This is a genomic window from Sphingopyxis sp. CCNWLW2, from assembly GCF_037095755.1.
Classification (GTDB): domain Bacteria; phylum Pseudomonadota; class Alphaproteobacteria; order Sphingomonadales; family Sphingomonadaceae; genus Sphingopyxis.
In genome coordinates, this window is the sequence record NZ_JBAWKJ010000001.1 from 1,085,531 (window position 1) to 1,104,166 (window position 18,636).

The window sequence follows — 18,636 nt, forward strand, 5'->3', positions numbered from 1 at the left end:
CCCCAGATTTTTATCTTTGGTCCATTTTTTCTTCGTCGTTATTCGAATTTACAGTTTCGATAATGATTTTGCCGCCCTCTTCGTGCGCGGCCAGCGGATAGAGCGAGGTCACGCCCTTGACGAAACTGTCGGCGTCGCCCGCATCGAACACGCCATTGACCAGATGACGGCCGGCGGCCGCATCGCGAAGGACGATCGGCGATGCCGCGTACCGATTGATCCGCTCGACCGCGTCGCTCAGCGGCATATCGACGAAATCGACCTGCCCGCCTTCCCACCCCAGCGAGCGTCCCGCATCGACGGGGAGGATTTCCGTCGCGCCCGACGAAAGACTGGCAACCAGTTCCTGCCCGGGCAAAAGCTGGGTCGTCGCCTGCGTGGCCGGCAGCCGCGCCTTGATATGCCTTGCGGCCGCGCCGCGCGGAACGACGGCAACCTGCCCTTCGAACAACAGGACACGGAGCTGGTCGCGCAGCAGCTCGACGCTGAAACTCGTCCCGATCGCCACCACCGATTGCGACCCCGCGGTCACGGTAAACGGCCGGAGCGGGTCCTTTGCGACGTCGAACTTGGCCCGGCCGCGATCGAGTATGATCGCGCGGCGATGGTCGGTGAAGGATACCGACATCTGGCTGGCGGCATCGAGCGAGACACTCGACCCGTCGTCGAGCCGGACGATCCGCCGCTCGCCGACCTCGGTGGAATAGACGTCGGGTCTCTCGCTCCAATACCAGGCGCCCATGCCCGTGACCATCGCGAGCGCGGCCATCGTCGCGACAGCCCGGCGGCGCGTCGGAGCGGGTTCTGCCGCGCGGCGCGCTTTTTCCATCGCGGTCAAAGCCTCGGCGCGGAGCGACAGGAAGCCGGGCATTTCGGCGATCGCGTCGGTTCCCTGCCACACCGTCACCATCTGTTCGAAATGGTGGGCGTGGCGCTCATCCGCCGCCAGCCATTCGTCGAAGGCGGTTTGTTCGCTGACGGTCAGCGCCCGGTCGGCGATGAGCAGGCACCAGGCCGCCGCCTGTTCCTCCCGCTCGGCGACGCGATCATTGTCATTCTGCGGAACAATCATGGCCGCCGCTCCATGCGGCGCGCGAGGAAGACCAGCGCGCGCGAAATATGTTTGTCGACGGTGCGGAGGTGAAATCCGAAATTATCGGCGATCGTCTGCTTCGGAATATTCTCGACGCGGTACAATATGAAAATCTGCTGCGTCGGTTCGGGAAGCGCTTGAATCGCGGCCCATAAGATCGAAATCGATTCGCGCGCCGAAGCAATCCGAAAGGGGTCAAAACCGTCGACGCCGGCGCTGGCGTCGCTTCGCACCGCGTCCGCGAAGTTCCGGCGCACGCGGTCGTGGCGCGCCCGATCCGTCACCAAATTGGCGGCGATCCGGAAGATATAGGCGGCACTCGTCTCTTCGTCGCCTCTTTGCGCGTTTGATAACCGCAAAAAAACCTCCTGAGTCATGTCTTCGGCTTCCGCGAGGCTGGCAACGCGCCGGGAAAAAAAGGCGATCAGCGGCGGCCGGAACTTCCGGGTCAACCGCTCCAGTTCGGAGGCAGGTTCCGCCGTCACGTCTCTCCCTTTTTTCCCTCTCCAAAAACAAGACGGTTATCGGGGCGAAATGCGCCCTGTTTTTTTCGGCGCAGGCTCCGTTCAAGTCGCGTAGAGATATGAATATCCAAATGCCCCGCCCCCTGATCTCCAGAAGATCGACACGCGCGCACGGGAACAAGGCTACGTAACCGGTAACATTTGATTTTTTTGTCTGCTTGGGGAAAGTACCGGCCGACAATATTGCTGTTTGTCTTTCGGGGGGAGGATGTGTTGGGGCTTGAGCACAAGCATAAGCGGGACGTGGTGCGGGTGTCTTGCGGCGCGTATATTCTGGTCGCAATGGCGCTTCTTTTCTCTCCGGGCATGCTCGCCGCGGCGGATTCCAAAGCGGCGCCCGTAACCCCGGCCTTTACCCCGCTGCCGACCAGCGCCTTCGCCGAGCTTCCCTTTGTCGAAGATGTCGACCTGTCGCCCGACGGCACGCATATCGCGGGGCTGTTCGGGGTCGCGGGCGAACAGCGCATCATGATGATGCCCGTGCTGGGCGACCGGTCGAAGCAGATCTTGATGGGCGTTCCCGACCAGACCCAGGTCGCATGGATTCGCTGGGTCGGAAACGACAATATCATCGTCGGCCTCTATTCGCTGATGCCGGTCGAGACCGATCGCTGGTATATTTCGCGCGTAATCGGCATCAACCGCGACACGGGAAAGGTCACCAAGCTCCTCTGGGACAGCGCCGGGCAGAATGCCTCCGACGTCCTGTGGATTCCGTCCGACGGGAGCACCGAAATCCTCATCGCGGCGCAAAATTCGATCTACGGCGGCGACCCCGACTTCTGGCCGACGGTCTATCGCGTCGACGTAACGACCGCGCGCAAGCGGATCGTCGAAAAACCGCGGGCCAATATCGTCGACTGGGGTGCCGACCATCTGGGTCAGATACGGTTCGGCATCGGATATCGCGACGCGAGCACGCAGTCGACCTTGCTGTACCGATCGCATGGCGAAGGACCCCTGCGTGTGATCGACAGCGCGAAGCTCGGCGCCGAAGAAGAGCTGACCATTCCCTTCCACTTCGTGCCCGGCAGCAACAACGGGTTCGTGATCAAGGAAATCGAGGGAGGCCGGTCGGCGGTCGTCGAGGTCGACATTCCGACCGGTAAGGCGGTGCGGACGGTCTATACCGCCGACGGTAGCGATGTCGAAAGCGCGTTACTGGCATCGAACGGGTCGAAGCTGCTCGGCGTCCGGACCAGCGACCGCGGCACCCCGCTGCACTGGATCGACCCGGCGATGGCGGCGCATCAAAAGTCGCTCGAGGCGGCGTCGCCGCAGTCGGTCGTGCAGATCGAGAGCCTGAGCGCCGATCAGAGCAAGATGCTGGTGCGGTTCAGCACGTCCGACAATCCCGGTCTGCTTTTCTATTTCGACGCGGCGATGGCCAATCTGGTCAAGCTTGCGGCGATGAACGACACGCTCGGCGGCAAGCGCCTGTCGCGCGGGCGAATGGTGCAGTACAAGGCGCGCGACGGGCTCGATATCGAGGGTGTGCTGACGATGCCGCGCGGCCGGCGCGACACGAATTTGCCCTTCATCGTCATGCCGCATGGCGGGCCGTGGGGGCATGACGAACTAAGCTATGACTATTGGGCGCAGTTCCTCGCCGAACGCGGCTATGCCGTGCTCCAGCCCAATTTCCGCGGATCGACGGGCTATGGCGCCGCGTTCGAAAAAGCGGGTCAGGGACAGCTCGGCTTCGCGATGCAGGACGATGTCACCGACGGCGTCCACTGGGCGGTGAAGGAGGGGATCGCCGACCCCAAACGCGTGTGCATCGTCGGCGGCTCCTATGGCGGCTATGCCGCGATGTGGGGGACCGCCAAGGATCCCGACCTCTATCGCTGCGCGATCTCGATCAACGGCGTCGCCAACCTGCGCCGCGAGGTCAATGATTTCGGCGGGCTGATGCGCGAACGCCTCTATCGCGGCCAGTGGCAGAAGATGACCCCCGATTTCGCCGCCGTCTCGCCGATCAATGCCATCGCCCGGATCAAGGCGCCGCTGCTGCTCATCCACGGCAAGAAGGACGTCACCGTCGATCACGGCCAGTCGGCGCGCATGTATTCGGCGATGACGAAAGCCGGCAAGACGGTCGAGTTCGTATCGGTCCCGCTCGCCGACCATTATTTCACCCGCCAGGCCGATCGCATGACCTTGCTGACCTCGATCGAAACCTTCCTCGCCAAGCATAATCCGGCCGACTGACCCGCGGGGCCAATCGCCGCGCGCCAGCCCGCGGTCGATCGGCGGCTCCAAAATGGCGCCATCGCCGACCCTTCGTCGCTGTTCGCGCGGCGCCAGCGCGGGCATCCCCGGTTTCGTGACCGAAAACGGGGGCCATATCCATCTGATCCTGCCCGACCCCATCGAGCGGGCTGCCTGTTTCCGCATGCTCGCGGCGGGGTCCGGGCGGGTCGTGCGCAGCTTTGCGAGCGCCGACGCGTGGATCGAAGCCGAGGGTCCGGATTCGTGCGGCATCCTGCTCTTTCACTGGTGCCAGCCCGGGCGGACCGGCGGCGCGGCGCTGCTCGACCGCGTCGCCGCGCGCGCCACGATCGTCGCTTTTGTCGCCGCCGAGCAGCTCAGTATCGCCGAATCGCGTGCGATCCTGCGCGGCGGGGCACAGGATCTTCTTCCCGCGCCGCTCGACCCGCGCCTTGTCCGCCGCACGATCGATGCGGCGCTCGCCGACTGGCGCGCGCGGCAGGGCGCGCTCGACCGGCACCGCGAGGCCGAGGCGCGGCTGGCGGCGCTGACCCCGCGCGAGCGCGACATATTGGACGCGATCGCTGCGGGGCTCGGCAACAAGGCGATCGCGCGTCAGCTGGCGCTCAGCCCGCGCACGGTCGAGGTGCACCGCGCGAACATCATGCGCCGCGCGGGTGCCGGCAATGTCGCCGAACTGCTGCGGCTCCAGTTCATCACCGAGTTCGCGCGCGGCGCGGCGAGCAATCCGCTCCGTTTTGGCGCTTGATTGTGCAGGACCCCCGGCCGGATGCGGCGCGGTGCGCCTATAAGAGACATGAACGGTGTACCGCCCTTGAGTTGGTCCCCATTGGCGCTGCCGTTCATCCGCATGGGGTCAACCCCACCTGATTCCATGCGAACGGGCCGGCAGGGGATGTTCCTCCTCTGCCGGCCCTATCCTTGTCCGGTGACCAGCGCGCGCTGTTCGGCGCGGCCCATCGACAGCAGGATCGGGTCCGCCGCCTGCCGTGCCATGAAATCGGCCTTGCTCCGGATCCCCTGCCAGCCGATGCCGATCAGCGATTGCGCGATCGCACCGCCGAGCGTGTCGCCGGGGCCCGGCAGGATGATGACGTCGGGGGCATATTCCCTGACCGCGACCTGCACCGACAGCGCGAAATCATAGGGCGCGAGGATCTGGTGGCCGAAGGTGTAGTCCCAAATCGCCGCCGGGTCGCTCGCGTGGCGGCGCCAGATATGCCCGCGCCCGTCGACCAGCGGCAGCGCGGGACGGTGGAAGAGCGCATGCGGCAGCTCGGCCGTCGCCTTGTCCGAGCTGCCGAACATCAGCGGGGTGTGGAAGGGGCCGTGACCCGCGAGGCGCAGCGGATCGCGTCCTGGCGTCGGCGGCGCTTCGGCGAGGAGCGCGGCGAGGCCTTCCTCATTGCCCGCGAGCACGAGCATGCCGGCGAGGTCGATCGAGAGTGCGAGCGCGTGGCTAGGACGCGAGGCGATATCGGCGACGAGGCCCAGCAATGCTTCACGCAACCCCGGCACCGGCCGCCAATCCTCGTCGACGACCTGCAGCAATATCTGCCCGCCCGGCCCGTGCGTCTGGCTGTTGAGCCCCATCGCGTTCGAAATGCGGAAGCCGTCCTCGACCGACACCGCGCCGCCGAGCGCAAGCGCGCTGTACCAGCCCATCGAATTGCCCGCGACGGCGACGATGTCGAAGCTGTCGCGATCGATGCTGAGATAATCGAGCGCGGTCGCGGTGTAGATCAGCGGCGCCGCGACATCGCCGCGCATATGCGTCGCAACGCTGAAACGCTCGGCGCCGTCGAGTTCGGTCACCGTCGGCTGGCCGCGATCGCGGCGCTGCGCGTCGAAATTCGCGATCAGCTCGCCGAAGCGCGCGCCGTGCAGCCGCGCGATGCTGCCAAGCTCGCCCTTGCCATAGGTGCCGCGGCCGGGGGCGACGACGAGCGCGGTCTTGCGCGCGCTCATGCGAGCAGCTCCTTCGCGGCGGCATAGATCGAATCGCGGCTCGGCAAGGTCAGCGTCGCCGCGCGGCCGAGCGGAATGAAGCTGTCGTCGGCGGCGATGCGCGCGAGTTTCTTACCGGGGGTGCGTTCGACGAAGGTCGCCATCAGCGCCTCGCTCTGCGATCCGGTGATGCGGCATTCGTCGACGATCAGGATACGTTTCGCATCGCCGACCGCGGCGACGAGCTTCTCCTCGTCGACCGGGCCGAGCCAGCGCAGGTCGATCACGCGCGCCTTGACGCCGTCGGCAGCGAGCAATTTTTCGGCCTGTCGCGAATAATAAGTGCCGTTGCCATAGGTGACGATCGCGAGGTCGGTGCCCTGCCCATGCACCCCGACGTCGCCGAAGCGGATCGGCGCGCCGTCACCGGGCGCCTCATAGGTGCTGGTCCACAGACCATCGCCTTCCTCGTGCAGGTCGCGGGTCATATAGAGCGCGATCGGTTCGACAAAGACGACGACGCGCTGTTCCTCGCGCGCCAGCCGCACACATTCGCGCAGCATCGCCACCGCATCGCGCCCGTTCGACGGCACCGCGAGGATCACCCCCGGAATGTCGCGGAAGACCGCGAGGCTGTTGTCGTTATGAAAATGGCCGCCGAAACCCTTCTGATAACCGAGCCCCGCGATGCGCAGCACCATCGGGTTGGTATACTGCCCGTCCGAGAAGAAGCTGAGCGTCGCCGCCTCGCCGCGGATCTGGTCCTCGGCATTATGGACATAGGCGAGGAACTGAATCTCCGGCATCGGAATAAAGCCATTGTGCGCCATACCGATCGCGAGCCCGAGGATCGCCTGTTCGTCGAGCAAGGTGTTGACGACGCGCGCCGATCCGAAACGCTGGTGGAGCTTGGCGGTGACATTATAGACGCCGCCCTTCGGCCCGACATCCTCGCCCGCGACGACGATCTCCTTATGCGCGAGCATCAGGTCGGCGAGCGCCCAGCTCAAAAGCCGCGCCATATGCTGCGGCTTGTCCATCGCGCCGGCGTCGCTGCCGAACATCGCCTTGCGATCCTCGTCCGACGGCGTATTGGCGCGCGCCACCTCGCGCTTCGGCGGGATCAGGCTTTGCATCACATGCTTCGGGGTGGTGATCTTCGGACGCAGGATCGCCGCCTCGGCCTGCCGCGCGAGGGTCGTGCCGATATCCTCATAGGCATCGGCGATTTCTGCGGGCGACATCCAGCCATGTTCGGCCATCAGCGCGGCGCCCGCGAGCAGCGGATCGCGGGCTTCGTCGGCCTCGATCAGCGCCTTGGGGAGGTACGCGCCCTGCACGTCGGAGCCGGCGTGACCGTAGAGGCGCACCGTCGCCATGTGGAGAAACACCGGCTTGCGGTATCGCCGCGCATAGTCGGCGGCCTCGGCCGCACCGGCATAGGCCGAGACGAGATCGGTGCCGTCGCACTTGATATAGTGCAGGCCCGCGCGGTGGCGGAACTGCGCCTCGATCCAGCCCGTCGGGGTGCGCGTCGAAATGCCGATACCATTGTCTTCGCAAAGGAAAATGAGCGGCATCGGCGACCCTTGGAACGCCGCCCAGCCCGCGGTGTTGAACGCGCCCTGCGCGGTCGAATGGTTCGCCGATGCGTCGCCGAAGCTCGTCAGCACGACCGCGTCGTCGGGGAGCGGCAGCCCGGTCATGCCAAGGCGGCGCGCGATGCCGATCGAGAAGGCGGCGCCGACCGCCTTCGGCAAATGCGAGGCGATCGTCGAGGTTTGCGGCGGGATATTGAGCGGCTTCGACCCGATGACCTTGTGGCGTCCGCCCGAGATCGGATCCTCGGATGACGCCGCGAAGCTCAGCAGCATGTCCCACGTCGGCGTCCCACCCGGAAGCTGGCGCGACCGGTGGAGCTGGAACGCGTTCGAGCGATAATGAAGGAACGCCATGTCGGTGACGCGCAGCGCCGCGGCGACCGCGGCATTGCCCTCGTGCCCCGACGACCCGATCGTATAAAAGCCTTCGCCGCGCGCCTGCAGATGGCGCGACAGCCGGTCCATCTGGCGGCTGGTGAGTTGCGACAGGAAGATATCGGTCGCGTCAGCGCGCGACAGACCAGCCACCGCGGGATCGGGTGCGTCGGCGCGATCGGGCAATCTGCCCCCGGCCAGCGCTGCCAAGAATTTTTCATGCACCGCTTGGGCCGCGTCCACGTGTCTCTCCTGTCGCGCGGCCGGTGGTTACAAGCGTAACAAACCGACCAAATTTTTCCGCGCGCTAGAACGGGGCCGCCCAGCGCGCAAGCATCTCTTGCCTTGCTCCGTCCGCTCGCGCTACCACCATTCACGATGCACGATCGGGGCCGGGCCATCTTTTCAACATGATATCGATGTGGATCGCCCAGGCGTCGGCCGCGTCCGAACCACCCAGCGCCGATACAGGCGGAGGATGGCTGATCGATCCCGAACTCGTCGATCCGGGCTATGGTCAGACGATCGCCGGCGGCGAGATCCAGACCGCCTTTCCGCCCCCCCCGCCGCCCCCGCCGCCGACACCCGAGTGGCTGAAGTCGCTGTTCGACGCGATCGGCAGCTTTTTTAACTGGAGCGCCCCTGCCGCCAAGCCGCTGATGTGGATCGCGGTGGCGCTGGTGCTGCTCTTCCTCCTCTATCATTTCGTTCCCGCCTTCGCGCGCTGGGTCGACAATCTGCCCTTTCGCCGCAAGGCGGGCGATGCGGACGCGGAGGACGGCGCCGGTCAGGCCGAAGCCGGCGCGGCGCGCGCGCTGCTCGCCGAGGCCGATGCGCTCGCCGCCGAGGGGCGCTTTGCCGAAGCGGTGCATCTCCTGCTCTATCGCAGCGTCGAGGATATCAAGGGCCGTCGCCCCGGGCTGGTCAAACCCGCGATGACCTCACGCGATCTTGCCGAAGCGCATGACCTGCCCGCCGCCGCGCGCGGCGCGTTCAGCCGTATCGCGCGCGCGGTCGAGATCAGCCTGTTCGGCGGCCGCTCAATCGACGCGGGGGCGTGGCAACAATGCCGCGCTGCTTACGCCGAGCTGACCGTCCCCCAGAGCTGGGCGCGCGCATGAGCCACGTCGCCGACGATCATGGCTTCAACCCGCGCCTGATCGCGGCGGTGGTGGCGATCGGCGTGATCGCCTTTATCACGCTGTGGGCGCTGATCGCCCTCGGGCCGCGGCTGTCGAGCGGAAACGATGGCGGCGGCCATGCGCTGTCGAAGGCGGCGCCGGGCTATGCCGGCATCGTCGACCTCACCGAGCGCGCCGGTGCCCATGTCGAGCTGCGGCGGAGCGAAGAGGCGCCGGTTTATGAAGAGGAATGGCGCGAGCTGTTGATCCTGACGCCCACCCATCGGACAAAGGCCGACGAAATCGCGCGGGTGATGAAGGGGCATCGCGGCGGTCCTGTCCTGATCATATTGCCGAAATGGCAGACGGGCCGGCATCCGCAAAAGCCGGGCTGGGCCGGCGGGGGCTTTCCGATCGCGCCGCCCGCGAAGCTGCTACCCGCGACGGTCGGCAGGATCGACAAGATCGTCAGCGAGCCGCATGCGCGCGGCGCGGCAGCGGCGGGCTCGATCGGCGGGCGCCGGATCGCCCTGCCCCTGCCCAGCCTTCGATCGCAGGTGATCGTCGCCGATGGCTTCGACACGCTGATCGGCTTTCCGCACGGCGGTGCGATCCTCGCCAAGCATCGCAGCGACAATATCTATATCCTCTCCGATCCCGACCTGGTGAACAATCTGGCCTTCGCGAGCCGCGAGCGCGCCGCCGCTGCGGCGATGCTGGTCGATGCGATTGCCGCGGACGTCGAAGCCGATGCGCTCGCCTTCGACCTGACGCTGAACGGCTTCGGCAGCCAGCGCTCGCTGCTGCGCTTCGCCTTCGTCCCGCCGTTCATCGGCATCACGCTCTGCCTGATCGCCGCCGGGCTGCTCGCGCTGTGGCAGGCATGGATGCGTTTCGGCCCGGCGCTGAAGCCCGGCCGCGCCATCCCGGTTTCGAAGGCGGCATTAATCGCAAACAGCGCCGATCTGATCAAACAGGCGCGGCGCGAACTCGACGGCGCCGACGCCTTTGTGAAGAGCCAGCGCATCGCGATCGCACGGCGGCTGCATGCCCCCGGCGGGCTCGACGACGACGCTACCGACCGCTGGATCGACAGGCATCTGGACACGGGAAGCGAAGCTTTCTCCAGCCTCGCGCGGCGTCTGCCGCTCGCGCGCAACACCCACGAGTTTCTAGAGGGCGCGCAAGCGCTGCACGACATCAGGAAGGATCTACTCCGTGACAGCTAATATCGAGAGCGTTCAGGCCCTCGGCGCAGCGATCGAGGGCGAGGTCGCCAAGGCCGTGTTCGGCCAGGGGCCGCTCACCCGCATGGTGACGATCGCGCTGCTCGCGGGCGGGCATGTGCTGCTCGAAGGCCCGCCGGGCACCGCGAAGACCCTGCTCGCGCAGGCGTTCGCACGCGCGACGGGACTCGATTTCGGGCGCATCCAGTTCACCCCCGACCTGATGCCCGGCGACATTTTGGGGTCGAACCTGTTCAACTTCCAGACGTCGAGCTTCACCCTCACCAAAGGGCCGATCTTCACCGAACTGCTGCTCGCCGACGAAATCAACCGCACCCCGCCGAAGACGCAGGCCGCGCTGCTCGAGGCGATGCAGGAACGGCGCGTGACGATCAATGGCGAGGCGCATGTGATGAGCCCGCGCTTCACCGTGCTCGCAACACAGAACCCGATCGAACAGCAGGGCGTCTATCCGCTGCCCGAAGCGCAGCTCGACCGCTTCCTGTTCAAGCTGGTGGTCGATTATCCCGCCGCCGACGAGGAACGGCGCATCGTGGCCGATCATGGCGGGCGCTTCAAAAGCCCCGCGGTCGCCGATTTCGGCGTCACCGAGGTGGCGAACGCCAAGACGATCGAAGCGGCGATCGACACGATTGCGACGGTGCGGCTGGCCGACGAGATCGTCGATTATATCGTCCGCATCGTCCGCGCGACGCGCGAGAGCGCCGACCTCGAATGCGGCGCCAGCCCGCGCGCCGCGACCTTGCTCGCGCGCGCCGCCTGCGCCGCAGCGGCGCTCGACGGGCGCGATTATGTGATCCCCGACGACGTCCAGCGCCTCGCCGCGGGCGTGCTGCGCCACCGCGTCATCCTGTCGGCCGCCGCCGAGATCGAAGGGCGCAACGTCGAGCAGGTCGTCGCGGGGCTGCTCGAACGCGAGGACGTCCCGCGGTGATTTATCCGACCCGGCGTGCGATCTATCTGCTGCTCGCGGGCGCCCCGATGGCGCTCGCGCTTGGGCTGATCCGGCCCGAGCTGTGGCTCGTCGCGCCCGGCTGGATCGGGGTGATCCTTGCGTGTCTCATTCTCGACACCATCGCCGGAGCGAACCCCCGCCACCTCGCCCTCGATGCGCGCTTCCCACATCAGGTCGGGGTCGGCGACCCGTTCGAATTGTCGCTCACCGCGAAGGGGAGAGCGGTGCCGCCGCGCGCCGAACTCGCACTGGCGCTCGACGAACGGCTTGCCGAGGGTGGGCGGCTCGCGGGCGATATGCGCCGGACGGCCACGGGCGAAGCGCTCGTCCGCACATTGCCGCTCACCGCATCGCGGCGCGGGCAAGCGCGGGTCGAGGCGCTGTGGATTCGCTGGGCGGGGCCGCTCGGGCTCGTCTGGAAGCAGCGCAAATTTGTGATCGACGGCGCGATCCACGTCGTTCCCAGCCTGCGCGCGGTGACCGACGAGGGCAGCCGGCTGTTTCAGCGCAACAGCTGGTTTGGCCTGCGCCAGCAACGCTTTCGCGGCGAAGGCACCGAGTTTGAGGCGCTCGCCGAATATCAGGCAGGGATGGATCGGCGCGCGATCGACTGGAACGCCTCGGCGCGCCACGTCAAACTGCTCGCGAAGGAATATCGCGTCGAGCGCGACAATCGCGTCGTGCTCGCGATCGACAGCGGGCGGACGATGGCCGAGCCCGTCGGCGGCATGCCGCGCGTCGACCGCGCGGTCTCGGCGGCGCTGCTGCTCGCCTATGTCGGGCTGAAACTCAACGACCGGATCAGCTTCTTCTCGTTCGCCGCGAAACCGCACACGCTGACCCCCGCCTATATGCACACGCAGGATTTCCCAGCGCTGCAGCGCGCCGCGAGCCTGATCGACTATGCGCATGTCGAAAGCAATTTCACCCTCGCGCTCACCACGCTGAGCGCGCAGCTCAACCGCCGCTCGCTGATCATTCTCTTCACCGAATTCACCGACGCGACGAGCGCCGACCTGATGATCCGCGCCGCGGGACGGCTGGTGAAGACGCACCGCCTGCTGTTCGTCGTGATCAAGGACGAAGAGGTCGAGGCCGAGGAGCGCCGACGCCCCGAAAGCGGCGCCGACGTCACGCGCGCGAACGTCGCCGCGGCGATGCTGCGCGACCGGCAGCTGGTGATCGCGCGGCTCCAGCGGCTCGGCGCCGACGTCATCGAGGTGCCCGCCGACGCGATGGGGGCGAGCGCGGTCGAAGCCTATCTCGGCATCAAGCGGAAGGGCAGCCTGTGATTCCACCGGCGGCCCCCGCACGCGCACTCGATGCCCCGAGCTTTTCGACGAGCCGTTTTCGCGCCGAGCGCGAGGCCGACTGGATCGCCTTCGACCTGCTGCTCACAAGGCTGGAAAAAAAGGGCGCCGCCGCGCTGACCAGCGACGAGTTGCTGCAACTGCCTTTGCTCTATCGCGCCACCCTGTCGTCGCTGTCGATCGCGCGCGCGACGAGCCTCGACAAGGCACTGCTTGACCATCTCGAGGCGTTGTCGATCCGCGGCTATTTCCTCGTTTACGGCGTGCGCGAAAGCCGCCGGAACCGCCTCCGCCGTTTCTTCCTGTACGACTGGCCCGCCGCGGTGCGATCGGTGTGGAAGGAGACGGTGATCATATCGCTGATCATCCTGCTCGGCGCGTTGACCAGCTATTCGCTCGTCTCAAACAACCCCGAATGGTATTTCAACTTCGTCGACGAGGAGATGTCGGGCGGACGCGACCCGCGCGCGACGGTCGAATTCCTCCAGTCGACGCTGGGCCATGGCAAGGCGGCGGCGGAAAAGGGCGAGAGCGGGCTGCACGTCTTCGCGACCTATTTGTTCACGCACAACAGCCAGGTGTCGATCCTGTCCTTTGCGCTGGGCTTCGCCTTTGGCGTGCCCACGATGATGCTCGAATATTATCAGGGCATCGGGCTCGGCGCGATGATGGCGGTCTTTTCGGCCAAGGGGCTGGGCTATGATTTCGGCGGCTGGCTGTTCATCCACGGCACGACCGAGCTGTTCGCCGCCGCTTTGTCGGGCGCCGCGGGCCTCCGCATCGGCACCGCGGTCGTCTTTCCCGGCGCGCGCGGGCGGTTGCAGGCGGCATCGGAGGCAGGGCGCACCGCGGGCAAGGTCATGGTCGGCGTGATCCTGATGCTGTTCGCCGCGGGGCTGCTCGAAGGGTTCGGGCGCCAGCTGATCACCGACACGATGCTGCGCTATGCGATCGGATCGCTGATGCTCTTGTTCTGGCTCGCTTATTATTACATCCCGCGGCGCGAGGATGTGACATGACCGCCGCCGCCAACGCGAAGTCGCGCACCGCGCGCGCGAAAAAGATCCGCCAATTCGTCACGCCCGAGGGGGTCGACCTCGAGCTCAAGATCGCGAGCGCGGGGCTGCGTTTCAGCGCGCTGCTGGTTGACATGATCCTGATTCAGCTGACGCTGCTGCTCTTTTCGCTGTTGATGCTCTGGATCGGTCTGGCGTCCCAATCCGACACCACCGTCGTCGTCTGGATGCTCGGTGCTTTCCTGCTGCGCACCTTCTGGTTCATCGGGTTCGAACTGGGTTCGCGCGCGGCGACGCCGGGCAAAAGGCTGATGGGGATCCGGGTCGTCGCGCGCGACGGCGGCCGCCTGACCGCCGACGCGGTCGTCGCGCGCAATCTGATCCGCGAGCTTGAGATCTTCTTGCCGCTGATGATGCTGGGGACGGGCATAGCCGAAGATGCGGTGTCGGGCTGGCTCATCCTCGCCGGTGTGCTGTGGTCGCTGACGCTTAGCCTGTTCCTGCTGTTCAACCGCGACCGGATGCGGATGGGCGATTTGATCGCGGGGACCTGGGTCGTGATGGCGCAGCGCGTGAAGCTCGACGCCGATATCGGGGTCGATGCCGCGGGCGACGCGATGGTCTTCACCGAGGCCGAACTCGCCGTCTATGGCATTTTCGAACTGCAGGAACTCGAACGCGTGCTCCGCGGCCGCGATCCGCGCGCGATGCGCGAGGTCGCCGACGCGATCCGCGCCAAGATCGGGCGACCCATCGCCGAAGAGGATGACGTCTTCCTGCTTTCCTACTACCGCCAATTGAAAGCCCGGCTCGAACGCAAATTGTTGTTCGGCAAGCGGCGAGAGGATAAATATGCCAGCGACTGACACCAGCGTGACCGAAGCGCTCCACGCGCGCCGTTCGGTACGCGCCTTCACCGACCGGGCGGTCGACCCGGCGCTGCTGAAAGAGATTTTCGCGGCCGCGCAGCGCGCGCCTTCGGGTGGCAACCTCCAGCCGTGGCAAGTGACGATCGTCGCCGGTGAACCGTGGCAGGCGGTGAAGGACGCGGTCGCCGCACGGATCGCGATGGGGCGCGAAGGTTATGAGCCCGAATATGATATCTATCCCAAGGGGCTGACCGAGCCATGGGAAGCGCGCCGCTTCGGCGTCGGCGAGGCGCTCTACGCCTCGCTCGGCATCCCGCGCGAGGACAAACGCGGCCGGATCGCTCAGTTCGTGGAGAATTACCGGGGTTTTGGCGCACCGGTGATGCTTTTCCTCCATTGTTCGCGCATCATGGGCCCGCCGCAATGGTCGGACATGGGCATGTGGCTGCAATCGGTGATGCTGCTGCTCGTCGAACATGGCCTTGCCAGTTGCCCGCAGGAATGCTGGGCGATGTACGGCGCGACAATCCGCCGCACGCTGGCGCTGGACGACGGGCAGATTTTGTTCACCGGCCTCGCGATCGGCTATGCCGATACCGAAGCCGCAGTGAACCAGTGGCCGGTGCCGCGCGCGCCGCTCGACGAAGTGATTGATTGGCAGGGATTTTAATCGATGATCAGCAAACAACCCGGTTTTCGCTTTGGCGCCCTGGGCGCGCTGATGCTCCTGGTCGCGGGTTGCACGGCGATCCCGAAACCCGTCGCACCGCCGCCCCCGCAGCCGGTTGCTCCGGCACCGACACCCGCGCCGCTGCCGACCCCGGCGGCAGGCTGGGAAGACCGCGCGGTCAACGCCGGCGCGTGGCGCTATGATGCGGGCAGCCGCACCGCCGCCTTCGTCCCGACGGGCAGCGCGAACCCGCTGCTCAGCCTGACGTGCAGCGGCGGCGGCATCCGGATGACCTCGGCGCTCGCAGGCGATGTCAGCCTGCGCACCAGCGCGGGGACCGACCGGATCCGCTTCGACGGCGGCAGCGCCAACCTCGCAAACCGCGACCCGCGCCTCGACCGCATCGCGTTCAGCCGCGGGCGCTTCGCGCTCGAAACGCCCGGCGGCGGCGCGATGACGCTGCCCGTGCAGTCCGAAATCGGCCGCGTGATCGAGGATTGCCGGTAGCCGGTGAGGCTTAGCCGCCCAGCTGGACGGTTCCGCCCTTGATCCAGCCCCAGCGGCACGGCCCCTGATATTCGCGCGCGTTGGGCACCGACTTGCCGACGCCGCACATGTCGGGATCGGTGCCGGGCGCCGCGAAGACGACGCCGAACCAGGCGTCATTCTCGGCCGCCTCGCAGAGCGACACATTCGCGCCGCCGGCGAGCTTCGCCTTGACCGCGCGCGTTTCGCCGGGCGCCCAATAGACGTTGGTTCCGCCCGCCTTGACGCGGCTGATGCTCGAACAGGCGGGCAGGCTCGGCCCTTCGGTGCCGATCATCACCGCGCGCGTCGCCAGCGGTTCGCCCGCGACTTCGGGGGCGTTTTCGGCGGGCGGCGCAGGCTGGCTGCACGCGGCGAGCGAGGCGATCAGAAGGGCGGCGGCGGGGAAGACGAGACGATGTTTCATGCCTCTGAAACTAGCCGCCGCGACGCCCCCGCGCAACGCTCGTCGCGAGAGCAGCAAGAGCCGCATTTTCGCTTGGGTTTTGCCGCCTTCGACCCTATATAATCGATATGACGGACACCCCAGAAAATACGGCGCCGGTCGCGCCCGCCAACCAGCCCAACACCAACGCCTATGGCGCCGATTCGATCAAGGTTCTGAAGGGCCTCGACGCGGTGCGCAAACGCCCGGGCATGTATATCGGCGACACCGACGACGGGTCGGGTCTGCACCACATGGTGTTCGAGGTTTCGGATAACGCGATCGACGAAGCGCTCGCGGGGCATTGCGACCTTGTCCTGATCACATTGAACAGCGACGGATCGGTCAGCGTCGAGGATAATGGCCGCGGCATTCCGACCGGAATCCACGCCGAGGAAGGCATTTCGGCGGCCGAGGTCATTATGACCCAGCTCCACGCCGGCGGGAAGTTCGAGAACACCAGCGACGACAATGCGTACAAGGTGTCGGGCGGCCTGCACGGCGTCGGCGTCTCGGTCGTCAACGCGCTCAGCGAATGGCTCGAACTCACGATCTGGCGCGACGGCGAAGAGCATTGGATGCGCTTCGAACATGGCGATTCGGTCGCGCCGCTCAAGGTCAACGGCCCCGCGCCCGCGGGCAAGAAGGGCACGCGCGTGACCTTCTTCGCGTCGACCGACACGTTCAAGAATGTCACCGAATTCGATTTCGAGAAGCTCGAGCATCGCTATCGCGAGCTCGCGTTCCTGAACTCGGGCGTGCGTATCAAGCTGGTCGACGCGCGCCATGCCGAACATTTGTCGCACGATCTGTTTTACGAGGGCGGGATCGCGGCGTTCGTCAAATATCTCGACCGCAACAAGAATGCGCTGCTGCCCGACCCGATCGCGATCAGCAGCGAGCGCGACGGCATCGGCATCGACGTCGCGCTCGAGTGGAACGACAGCTATTACGAAAATGTCCTCTGTTTCACGAACAACATCCCGCAGCGCGACGGCGGCACGCACCTCGCGGCGTTCCGCGCCGCGCTGACGCGTACGCTCAACGGCTATGGCGACAAGTCGGGCATCCTCAAGAAAGAGAAGGTCTCGCTGACCGGCGAGGATATGCGCGAGGGGCTGACCGCGATTGTGTCGGTCAAGCTGCCCGATCCGAAATTCTCGTCGCAGACCAAGGACAAGCTCGTTTCGTCCGAAGTCCGCCAGCCGCTCGAAAGCCTGATGGCCGACCGGATGACCGAATGGCTCGAGGAAAACCCCGCTTATGCCAAGGCGGTGATCCAGAAGGTCATCGACGCCGCGGCGGCGCGCGAGGCCGCGAAAAAGGCACGCGAATTGACGCGGCGCAAGGGCGCGATGGATATCGCCTCGCTCCCCGGCAAGCTCGCCGACTGCCAGGAACGCGATCCCACCAAATGCGAACTCTTCCTCGTCGAGGGTGACTCGGCAGGCGGATCGGCGAAGCAGGGCCGCGACCGGCATGTGCAGGCGATCCTGCCGCTGAAGGGCAAAATCTTGAACGTCGAGCGTGCGCGTTTCGACCGCATCATCTCGTCGAAGGAAGTCGGGACTTTGATCCAGGCGCTCGGGACGGGCATCCGCGACGAGTTCAACCTCGAGAAACTGCGCTATCACAAGATCGTGATTATGACCGACGCCGACGTCGACGGCGCGCATATCCGCACCTTGCTGCTCACCTTCTTCTATCGCCAGATGCCCGAGATCATCGAGAACGGTCATCTCTACATCGCCCAGCCGCCGCTCTACAAAGTCGCGAAGGGACGGAGCGAGGTCTATCTGAAAGACGATACCGCGCTCGAGAACTACCTCGTCGACGGCGGCATCGATGCATTGATGCTCGAGACCACCGGTGGCGCGCGTTCGGGCGCCGACCTCCGCGACCTGATCGAGCATGGCCGCCGTCTGCGCGCGCTGATGCGTTATGTCCCGCGCGGCCATAATTACGAGCTCATCGAAGCCCTGGCGCTGAACGGCGCGCTCGACCCGGAAATCGACAGCGCCGGGCGGACCGCAGCGGGCGAGCGCGCGGCCGAATGGCTCAACGCCGCCGAACGCGCGCTGACCGGGGGCGCCGAAGCGAAATGGACGATCGTCGCGGTTGACGGGGGCTATACGCTCGAAAAAAGGTGGCGCGGGGTCAGCGACCATCACGCGATCGACGCCGCCTTCCTCGCCAGCCAGGAAGCGCGCCGCCTGCACAAGCTCGCGAGCGAACAGGCCGACACCTATGCCCATCCCGGCCGTTTGGTGAAGGGCAGCAGCGCCGCGGCAATGGCCGCCGACGCCGCCGCGCTGGCCGCCGCCGACGCGGCTGAAGACGCCGCCGAAGCGAGCGACAGCGACCTGCCCGCAGCCACCGCCGGCAAGGTCACGCCGATCACGCGTCCGTCCGAACTGCTCGAGGCGATTTTCGCGCACAGCCGCAAGGGGCTCGCGATCAGCCGCTATAAGGGGCTGGGCGAGATGAATGCCGAACAGCTGTGGGAAACCACGCTCGACCCGTCGAACCGTTCGCTGCTCCGCGTCGAGGCCGAACAGGCCGATGTCGCGCACGAAATCTTCGAACGATTGATGGGCGACGAGGTCGAACCGCGGCGCGATTTCATTCAGACGAACGCGCTTTCGGTGGCGAATCTGGACGTCTAAATTCAGTTATTGTTCCGTTAAAGCCGAACAAATCGCACAT

The 18,636-nt window shown here is 66.2% G+C and carries 16 protein-coding genes; 11 read left to right on the top strand and 5 right to left on the bottom strand.

Annotated elements, in window-relative coordinates; genetic code table 11:
- Positions 1-10 precede the first annotated feature (10 nt).
- On the bottom strand, positions 11-1,072 hold the full coding sequence (locus tag V8J55_RS05010; RefSeq protein WP_336444611.1) for a FecR family protein: 1,062 nt from the start codon (positions 1,070-1,072) through the stop codon (positions 11-13).
- Entirely contained in the window at positions 1,069-1,578 is a 510-nt protein-coding gene (locus V8J55_RS05015; protein WP_058539180.1) for an RNA polymerase sigma factor, read from the bottom strand. Before V8J55_RS05015 ends, V8J55_RS05010 begins: the two co-directional genes overlap by 4 nt.
- A 282-nt stretch (positions 1,579-1,860) precedes the next feature.
- Here V8J55_RS05015 and V8J55_RS05020 point away from each other — a divergent pair, with 282 nt between their 5' ends.
- Positions 1,861-3,828, top strand: a complete 1,968-nt coding sequence (locus V8J55_RS05020; protein ID WP_336444612.1) for an alpha/beta hydrolase family protein — start codon at positions 1,861-1,863, stop codon at positions 3,826-3,828.
- A 52-nt stretch (positions 3,829-3,880) separates the two neighbouring features.
- On the top strand, positions 3,881-4,597 hold the full coding sequence (locus V8J55_RS05025; protein ID WP_336444613.1) for a response regulator transcription factor: 717 nt from the start codon (positions 3,881-3,883) through the stop codon (positions 4,595-4,597).
- 167 nt (positions 4,598-4,764) lie between these two features.
- On the opposite strand, the gene V8J55_RS05030 is transcribed toward V8J55_RS05025, so the two are convergent.
- The gene (locus V8J55_RS05030) at positions 4,765-5,817 is read right to left on the bottom strand and encodes an ACP S-malonyltransferase (protein WP_336444614.1); all 1,053 of its coding nucleotides are present in this window, start codon (positions 5,815-5,817) and stop codon (positions 4,765-4,767) included.
- Positions 5,814-8,015: a thiamine pyrophosphate-dependent enzyme gene (locus tag V8J55_RS05035; RefSeq protein ID WP_336444615.1), complete on the bottom strand. Its 2,202-nt coding sequence runs from the start codon at positions 8,013-8,015 to the stop codon at positions 5,814-5,816. Before V8J55_RS05035 ends, V8J55_RS05030 begins: the two co-directional genes overlap by 4 nt.
- 176 nt (positions 8,016-8,191) lie before the next feature.
- Here V8J55_RS05035 and V8J55_RS05040 point away from each other — a divergent pair, with 176 nt between their 5' ends.
- From V8J55_RS05040 to V8J55_RS05075, 8 genes are read left to right on the top strand one after another with little or no spacing between them, the layout of a single operon-like run.
- Positions 8,192-8,893 carry a DUF4129 domain-containing protein gene (locus tag V8J55_RS05040; protein WP_336444616.1) on the top strand — a complete coding sequence of 234 codons (702 nt, stop codon included), beginning with the start codon at positions 8,192-8,194 and terminating at the stop codon, positions 8,891-8,893.
- A complete protein-coding gene (locus V8J55_RS05045; protein ID WP_336444617.1) occupies positions 8,890-10,122 on the top strand; it encodes a DUF4350 domain-containing protein in 1,233 nt (410 codons plus the stop codon). The genes V8J55_RS05040 and V8J55_RS05045 overlap by 4 nt, the downstream gene beginning before the upstream one ends.
- Positions 10,112-11,074 (top strand): AAA family ATPase, encoded by a 963-nt coding sequence (locus V8J55_RS05050; RefSeq protein WP_336444618.1) that lies wholly within the window; start codon positions 10,112-10,114, stop codon positions 11,072-11,074. Before V8J55_RS05045 ends, V8J55_RS05050 begins: the two co-directional genes overlap by 11 nt.
- Entirely contained in the window at positions 11,071-12,387 is a 1,317-nt protein-coding gene (locus V8J55_RS05055; protein WP_336444619.1) for a DUF58 domain-containing protein, read from the top strand. The genes V8J55_RS05050 and V8J55_RS05055 overlap by 4 nt, the downstream gene beginning before the upstream one ends.
- A complete protein-coding gene (locus V8J55_RS05060; protein ID WP_336444620.1) occupies positions 12,384-13,424 on the top strand; it encodes a stage II sporulation protein M in 1,041 nt (346 codons plus the stop codon). Before V8J55_RS05055 ends, V8J55_RS05060 begins: the two co-directional genes overlap by 4 nt.
- Complete coding sequence (locus V8J55_RS05065; RefSeq protein ID WP_336444621.1) at positions 13,421-14,287, top strand: RDD family protein; 867 nt, start codon at positions 13,421-13,423, stop codon at positions 14,285-14,287. Before V8J55_RS05060 ends, V8J55_RS05065 begins: the two co-directional genes overlap by 4 nt.
- Positions 14,274-14,960, top strand: a complete 687-nt coding sequence (locus V8J55_RS05070; protein ID WP_336444622.1) for a nitroreductase — start codon at positions 14,274-14,276, stop codon at positions 14,958-14,960. Before V8J55_RS05065 ends, V8J55_RS05070 begins: the two co-directional genes overlap by 14 nt.
- 3 nt (positions 14,961-14,963) lie before the next feature.
- The gene (locus V8J55_RS05075; protein ID WP_336444623.1) at positions 14,964-15,467 is read left to right on the top strand and encodes a hypothetical protein; all 504 of its coding nucleotides are present in this window, start codon (positions 14,964-14,966) and stop codon (positions 15,465-15,467) included.
- A gap of 10 nt (positions 15,468-15,477) precedes the next feature.
- On the opposite strand, the gene V8J55_RS05080 is transcribed toward V8J55_RS05075, so the two are convergent.
- A complete protein-coding gene (locus V8J55_RS05080; RefSeq protein ID WP_336444624.1) occupies positions 15,478-15,912 on the bottom strand; it encodes a hypothetical protein in 435 nt (144 codons plus the stop codon).
- A gap of 107 nt (positions 15,913-16,019) precedes the next feature.
- Between V8J55_RS05080 and gyrB the strand changes: the two genes are divergently transcribed.
- A complete protein-coding gene (gene gyrB / locus V8J55_RS05085) occupies positions 16,020-18,596 on the top strand; it encodes a DNA topoisomerase (ATP-hydrolyzing) subunit B (RefSeq protein WP_336444625.1) in 2,577 nt (858 codons plus the stop codon).
- Positions 18,597-18,636 lie beyond the last annotated feature (40 nt).

Coding starts and splice junctions, on each gene's coding strand:
- V8J55_RS05040 (WP_336444616.1), top strand. CDS start 8,192: ATGTGGATCGCCCAGGCGTCGGCCGCGTCCGAACCACCCAGCGCCGAT.
- V8J55_RS05045 (WP_336444617.1), top strand. CDS start 8,890: ATGAGCCACGTCGCCGACGATCATGGCTTCAACCCGCGCCTGATCGCG.
- gyrB (WP_336444625.1), top strand. CDS start 16,020: ATGACGGACACCCCAGAAAATACGGCGCCGGTCGCGCCCGCCAACCAG.
- V8J55_RS05030 (WP_336444614.1), bottom strand. CDS start 5,817: ATGAGCGCGCGCAAGACCGCGCTCGTCGTCGCCCCCGGCCGCGGCACC.
- V8J55_RS05075 (WP_336444623.1), top strand. CDS start 14,964: ATGATCAGCAAACAACCCGGTTTTCGCTTTGGCGCCCTGGGCGCGCTG.
- V8J55_RS05065 (WP_336444621.1), top strand. CDS start 13,421: ATGACCGCCGCCGCCAACGCGAAGTCGCGCACCGCGCGCGCGAAAAAG.
- V8J55_RS05010 (WP_336444611.1), bottom strand. CDS start 1,072: ATGATTGTTCCGCAGAATGACAATGATCGCGTCGCCGAGCGGGAGGAA.
- V8J55_RS05080 (WP_336444624.1), bottom strand. CDS start 15,912: ATGAAACATCGTCTCGTCTTCCCCGCCGCCGCCCTTCTGATCGCCTCG.
- V8J55_RS05070 (WP_336444622.1), top strand. CDS start 14,274: ATGCCAGCGACTGACACCAGCGTGACCGAAGCGCTCCACGCGCGCCGT.
- V8J55_RS05025 (WP_336444613.1), top strand. CDS start 3,881: ATGGCGCCATCGCCGACCCTTCGTCGCTGTTCGCGCGGCGCCAGCGCG.